This is a genomic window from Acidobacteriota bacterium (genome assembly GCA_039028635.1).
Classification (GTDB): domain Bacteria; phylum Acidobacteriota; class Thermoanaerobaculia; order Multivoradales; family JBCCEF01; genus JBCCEF01.
Map to the genome: position 1 here is coordinate 68,904 of JBCCHV010000027.1, position 6,222 is coordinate 75,125.

At 66.7% G+C, this 6,222-nt stretch carries 3 protein-coding genes; 2 read left to right on the plus strand and 1 reads right to left on the minus strand.

Annotated elements, in window-relative coordinates:
- Window positions 1–59: 59 nt before the first annotated feature.
- Window positions 60–893 carry a diaminopimelate epimerase gene (dapF, locus tag AAF604_12725; protein ID MEM7050522.1) on the plus strand — a complete coding sequence of 278 codons (834 nt, stop codon included), beginning with the start codon at window positions 60–62 and terminating at the stop codon, window positions 891–893.
- A gap of 591 nt (window positions 894–1,484) precedes the next feature.
- On the opposite strand, the gene AAF604_12730 is transcribed toward dapF, so the two are convergent.
- Window positions 1,485–4,613: a carboxypeptidase regulatory-like domain-containing protein gene (locus AAF604_12730; GenBank protein MEM7050523.1), complete on the minus strand. Its 3,129-nt coding sequence runs from the start codon at window positions 4,611–4,613 to the stop codon at window positions 1,485–1,487.
- Between the two features lie 331 nt (window positions 4,614–4,944).
- Between AAF604_12730 and AAF604_12735 the strand changes: the two genes are divergently transcribed.
- Window positions 4,945–5,889, plus strand: coding sequence for an FAD:protein FMN transferase (locus tag AAF604_12735; protein ID MEM7050524.1), 945 nt, complete (start codon window positions 4,945–4,947; stop codon window positions 5,887–5,889).
- The last annotated feature ends 333 nt before the right edge of the window (window positions 5,890–6,222 follow it).

Below are 6,222 nucleotides of genomic sequence, written 5' to 3' on the forward strand. Positions count from 1 at the left end.
TCTTCAAGAACCGACGGCCTCTCGCCAGGAAACCTCGTGAGAAGGGCGGGCTAGCCCCGATGGAATTCCTCAAGGTCTCCGGCGCCGGCAATGACTTCATTGCCCTGCCGGAGCCCGAATCACCGCCGAGCCGACGGCAGATCCGGGCCTGGTGCCGGCGGGGGCTATCGGTCGGTGCCGATGGCCTGTTCCTGCTCGAGCGCCGCGATGACGCGGTCCGCATGACCTACTTCAACGCCGACGGCGGAGAGGCGGAGCTCTGCCTCAACGGCGCTCGCTGCGCCGTGCGCGTCGCCCTCGAGCTCGACTGGGTCACTGGCGACGTTCGCCTCGAGACCGGTGCTGGATCGCTCACCGGGCGCGATGCCGAGCACGGGCGGATCGCCGTCGACGCTCCGCTGCCGGGGGCTCCGGTGCGCGAGATCGAAGTCGAAACCGACGGCCAGCGCTTGACCATCGCCGCCGTCACCATCGGTGTGCCGCACTGGATCGTCGCCTGGCCCGAGGGACTGGCGACGGCCCCAGTTCAAGACCTCGGCGCCGTCCTGCGCGCCCACCCCAGCGCCGGCGAAGCCGGCGCCAACGTCAGCTTCGTGCGCTTCCCGACACCGCACGCGATGGAGATCCGCACCTTCGAGCGCGGCGTCGAAGCGGAGACCCTCGCCTGCGGCACGGGCGTCCTGGCGGCGGCCGCCGCGGGCCTCGCGACGGGCAGCGCGCGGCTTCCTCTCGAGGCCCTCACCGCCGGCGGATTTCGCTTGCAGATCGAGGGACGATCCCAGGCCGGCGAGCCGTCCATCTGGTCGCTCATCGGTGACGCCCGCATCGTCGCCCGCGGAAGCCTGACCCCTGGCGCCAGCGAGTTCCCCGCCGCCGCCGTCTGGTCCTCTTGAGCACCCCGGCTTCGCCCCAGGCAGCGCTGCTCCGACAGAGCGAGGCCGAACCACATCCTGAGAAGCCGAAGATGGGGGCGCCCGGCCAGGGGCACCCGGCGAGGAGCACCCGGCAAGGGGCGCCCGGCTAGGGGCACCCGGCAAGGGGCGCATGGCAAGGCGTGAGAGCCAACGACATGTGCGTCCTGTCAGGCAGCGCCGGCAGCGCCATGCAAGCAGGATCGAGGAGGATCGCTGGGAATCCCTGAAACCAAGAAGCCGGGTGCTAATCAGCACCCGGCGCCGAGCCCGATCAGGGCGAGGCGGCGCCCACAGGGCGCCGAGGACGGGGGCGCCCGGCAAGGGGCGCCCGGCCAGGCGTGAGCCCGAACGACATATGCGTTCGGAAGGCCGCGTAGGCAAGGGGCGTCTAGGCGACCCCGCCCCAGCCCCCAGAAACAAGAAGCCGGGTGCTAATCAGCACCCGGCTCCGAGCCCGATCAGGGCGAGGCGGCGCCTACAGGGCGCCGAGGACGGGGGCGCCCGGCCAGGGGTGAGCCCGAACGACATGTGCGTTCGGGCGAGGGGGGCGCCTTTAGCCCCCCTGAAACTCTAGAACGTCCAGCGCAGGCCCAGCTTCGCCCGCCAGCGGGAGCGAGTGTTGTGGGTGTCGAAGCGCGGGTTGTTCTCCGGATCGGTGACCTCGCGGAACAGCAGGTAAATCGGACGACCGTCGTCGGTCACGCCCTCGAAGCGACCCGCCGTGATGCTGTTGAACTCGACGAAGCGCAGCAGACCGGAGTCGCTGTCGAACAGGTTCGCCAGGTTCAGCAGATCGGCGGTGATCTCCAGGTGGCCGAAGCCGATCGGGATCTCCTGCGCCAGGTGCAGGTCGAGGGTGCTGTTCCAGGGCGCGTTGCTGCAGTTGCGGGGCGCGATGCGACCGCGGTTGCTGTCGAGGCAATCATCGGACGAGATGAAGGCATCGAGCTGCTCCCAGGTACCGCCGATGAGCTCGACGTCGTTCGGGCCCGAAGGCACGTAGAACAGGTCGTTGGCAGTGAAGCCGTCACCGTTGATGCTGGTGAAGGGGAAACCGCCGGTGATGGTGGTGGAGTAGGGCCGACCGGACTGGTGGTTCCAGAACAGCGAGGCAGTCGTCGGGTAGCGGCTGTCGCGGTTGAAGCGGTACGACAGCGACGCCACGAAACGGTGCTCGACCTCGAAGTCCGACCTCGAGGCGCCGGGGTTGTTGGGATCGAGAGCCTCGTTGAACTGCCAGTTGGAGACCGCGCGGCTCGAGGAACCGTCGTTGACCACCTCGGAGTCGCCATAGGTGTAGGAGACGAAGCCCCAGACACCGCGGCCGAAGGGCTTCTCGACCTTGGCGGCGATATTGGTCTGCTCGCCCTCGCTGGTGTTGGTGATCAGGTAGGCGCCGGTGACGCTCGGGTCGACCGTCTCGAAGATCGGCCGGCCGTCGAAGGGCTGGGTGGCGCCCGTCGGACGAACGTTCAAGTTCTGGTAAAGGATCTCTTCCTGACTGTCCGAGTAGACACCCTCGATGGAGGCCACCAGGCCCCACCAGGGCAGCTCGTGATCGTAGGCCAGGTTGACGCGCAGCACCTGCGGGAACTGGAAGTCCGGATCGATGAAGTTGAACTCACCGATCGAAGCTCCACCGATGTCCTGCGGCTGGTTGAAGGGATCCGCGTTGAACTGGACATTGCGAGCCTCGATGAAGCTCTGCTCGACGCCGGTGCGGGCATACTGGTTGGAAATCCAGACGTAGGGCGCGCGACCGGCAAAGATGCCGACACCACCACGGAACTGACGCTGGCTGGTCTTGCTCAGGTCCCAGTTGAAGCCGAGACGCGGCTGCCAGAGCTGCTCCCCGTCGGGGATGTCGTCGGTGCGAACGCCGAAGGCGGTCTCCGTGAAGGGATTGCGGCTCGGCTCGTCCGGGAAGAACGGCACGTCGACGCGCAGGCCGTAGGTGAGGGTGAAGTTGTCCCGCACCGCCCACTGGTCGCCAACGTAGAAGCCGAACTGGTTGACTTCGAACTCCTGCGAGTCCGGCTGCCCGGGGTTGACCACCGTCAGGCGGTAACGACGCGCCTCGCCGGCGAGGAAGTCGTCGAGGGTGCGGAACTCGTAGGCACCGTAGAAGTTCTGAATGAACAGATTGTCGAAGGTGAAGAACTCGTTGTGAGTGCCGATGGTGATGTTGTGATCGCCGACGATCCAGGTGAAGTCGTCGGTGAACTCGAAGACATCCTGGTCGAGGGCGTTCTGGGTCGAGAAAGGCTCGGTGCCGGCCTCGAACTCACGGCCGGTGCCCGGAATGACGTTCTCGATCTCGATGAACGGGAAGATCACGCCATCGATACCGGCCCGCCGGTCCTTGATCGACTGCAAGGTGATCCGCGCCTCATTGAACTTGTTGCTGCCCAAGACGCTGTTGAGCTGCAGCACCGTCGAGTTGGTCTCGTTGGTGATGGTGTAGGTCTCGGACGGAAACTCGAAGGTTCGCGTGCCCGGACGATTGATGTCGTTCTCGGCATCGACGAAGTTGTGCCGCAGCGTGAGCTGGTGATTGTCGGCGATGTTGAAGTCGAGGCGACCGAAGAACTTGTCCGACGGCGTATCGAGGGACTGCTCGCCGAGACCGCCCGGATCGAAACCGTAGCGGCTGATCAGCGTGTCGCGGAAGATCTGGCCGGCCTCGACCGCATCGCCGTTGAGGAACTGCTGGCCACCGGTGCCGTCGACCGACCAACCGGTGGGCACCGTGCGGTCGGTGATCTCGCCGTTGACGAAGAAGAACATCTTGTTCTCGACGATCTTGCCGCCGAGGCGGAAGCCGTACTGGTCCTCTTCGAAGGTGCCGAACTCGCCCAGCGAGTCGGGGCCGCTGCCCACCAGGCCGTCGTCACGGGTGAAGTAGAAGACCGAGCCGGCGAGGTCGTTCGAGCCGCTGCGGGTGATGGCGTTGACGCTACCGCCGGAGAAACCGCCCTGGCGAACGTCGTAGTCGGCGAGCACCAGCTCGATCTCCTGGATCGCGTCGAGGCTGATCGGCGTGGCATCGGCCTGGCCGCCGGGCGTGCCCTGGTCGGCGAGACCGAAGAGATCGTTGTTGACCGCACCATCGATCTGAATGTTGTTGTAGCGGCTGCTACGGCCGGCGACGCTGATCGCGTCCGGGTCCTCGTTCTCCGACGACACGGTGAAGAACGGATTGGTGCGAGCGAAGTCCTCGAGGCCACGGCCAACCGTCGGCAGGGCCTGGATCTGCTCGAGACCCACGCTGCTGGCGGCGCCGGTGCGCGAGGAGTCGAACAGCGGGCTGGTCTGGCCGACCACCGTCACCGTGTCCTCGATGGCACCGAGGGTGAGTCGGAAGTCGACCTCCGCCTCACCGCCGAGCTTGACGAAAATGTCCGTCTGCTCCTGGGTGGCAAAGCCTTCGAGGCTGGCCGTCACGTCGTAGGGACCGCCGACGCGCACGTTGAAGATCGAGTACTCGCCGTCGGCGCGGGTCACCGCGGTGTAGCGAGTGCCGGTGGGCTCGTGCACCGCCTCGATGGTGACACCCGGCAGGGCGCCTCCACTCTCGTCGGTCACAGTTCCGCCGAGGGCACCGGTGGTGACGCCCTGGGCACTGAGACTGACCACGCCGACCGTCGCCATGGCAATCGACAGGGCCAGACAGAGAAGGACTCTCCAGGAAGGTTTCATCTCTCTCCTCCGAACTACGTTTGAGGTGGCCTCTCGGGCCGTATTCAAGTTCATACAAGCGAGATCGTGCCTAGATACACGCGTTCCAGGCATTGTTCTACAGTCACCCGACTGCTCCTGTGAACAACCCGTGAAAACGACGCGACCAGCAGGTGATTTAGCAACCCTTCGCGCCATCGAAGGGCAAAAAAACACGAGAGGTAACGGTCTTCCCCCAACACTTTTCAGCGATTCGTAGAGAGAAGATGGGGTGGAAGCCGCAACCCGGATTGTAACACGCCGAAGTCTCGCCATAGCTCTCCGCGGGACAGTTCAATATGATGGATTTCTCGTGCGAAAAATCACCGCTTTGTTCCTGCTTCTGCCGCTCTTCCCGACCTTCGCCCAGGGGTCGTCGACGGAGCCCGTGCGGGTTTCGGCCAAGGCCTTCGGCGACACCGTGGCCCTCGAAGTACGCGACCTCCCCCGCCAGGCGGCCGAAGCCGCTCTGCGGGCCGCCTTGGTCGAAGTGCTGGAGATCGAACAGGCCGTTTCCGACCCGGGCGAGGTGGCTTCTCGGCTGGCGCCGATCCTGACCCGCGGACGTCAGTTCTGTCTCTGGTCGGGAGGCGCCTTCGGCCCCCTCGGCGGTCGTCTGGCGCGCCTCTGGGGTCTCTCCGGCGAGCCCCTGGGCCGGCCGACCGCCGGCAAGCTCGCCGAGGCCGTGGCCAGCGCTCGCTGCGCCGCCATCGGCACCGACGGCTCGTCCCCGGTACTCGCCGAGGGCAGTGAGCTCGATCTCACCCACTTCGCCCCCGGCTTCGCCATCGATCGCGCCGCCGCAGTGCTGCGCTCTCACGGCGCCGGCAACGGCTGGATTCGCATCGGCAGCAGCCGGCGCGGCTTCGGCCCCGGACCTGCCGGCCTCGGCTGGCCGGTCGAGCTGCCGACCTTCGAGGGTCTCGACAAGCCCCTCGAGAAGCTGTTTCTGAAGGACCGCGCCCTGGCCATCGCCCGCCTCGACGATCATCCGCTGGTGATCGGTGGCGACCGCATGGCGCCGTACCTCGATCAGCGCACCGGTCAGCCGGCCCAAGGGGTGGTGGCGACGCTGACCGTCACCGAGCTGGCCCTCGACGCCCAGGCCCTGTCCGTCGCGCTGTTCATCCTCGGCAGTCGCGAAGGCGAATTCCGGGTCAGCAACCTCAAGCCCGAGCCGTCGGTCCTGTGGCTCCTCGGCTCCGGCACCGGACGCCCTCTGCTGAGCTCCTACCGCTGGTCGAAAGCGCGCCAGTAGTCACCCTCGCAAGCGCTTCCGGATCCCGAACGAACACGCCGTCCAGCCATTTGGCTCCCGTCGCGGCGGCCGCGCCGCCGCCGGGCCCTTCCGGGCCCGGTAGCAGACGGCTGAAAAAGGCCGCGACCAGGGTTTTCAGGTCGACACGAGACCCCGAGCCCAAAGGGCGAGGCGGCGCCGAAGGCGCCGAGGACGGGGCCGCCCTGGATTGGGGTGAAGGCGCGCGACATGCGCGAAGCCGGGCCGCGTAGGCCTGAGGGGGGCGCCTTTTAGCCCACCTGGCCGGGCGCCCCTGAAATAAACAGCAGACTGCTGAAGAAGCCGCCACTCGGC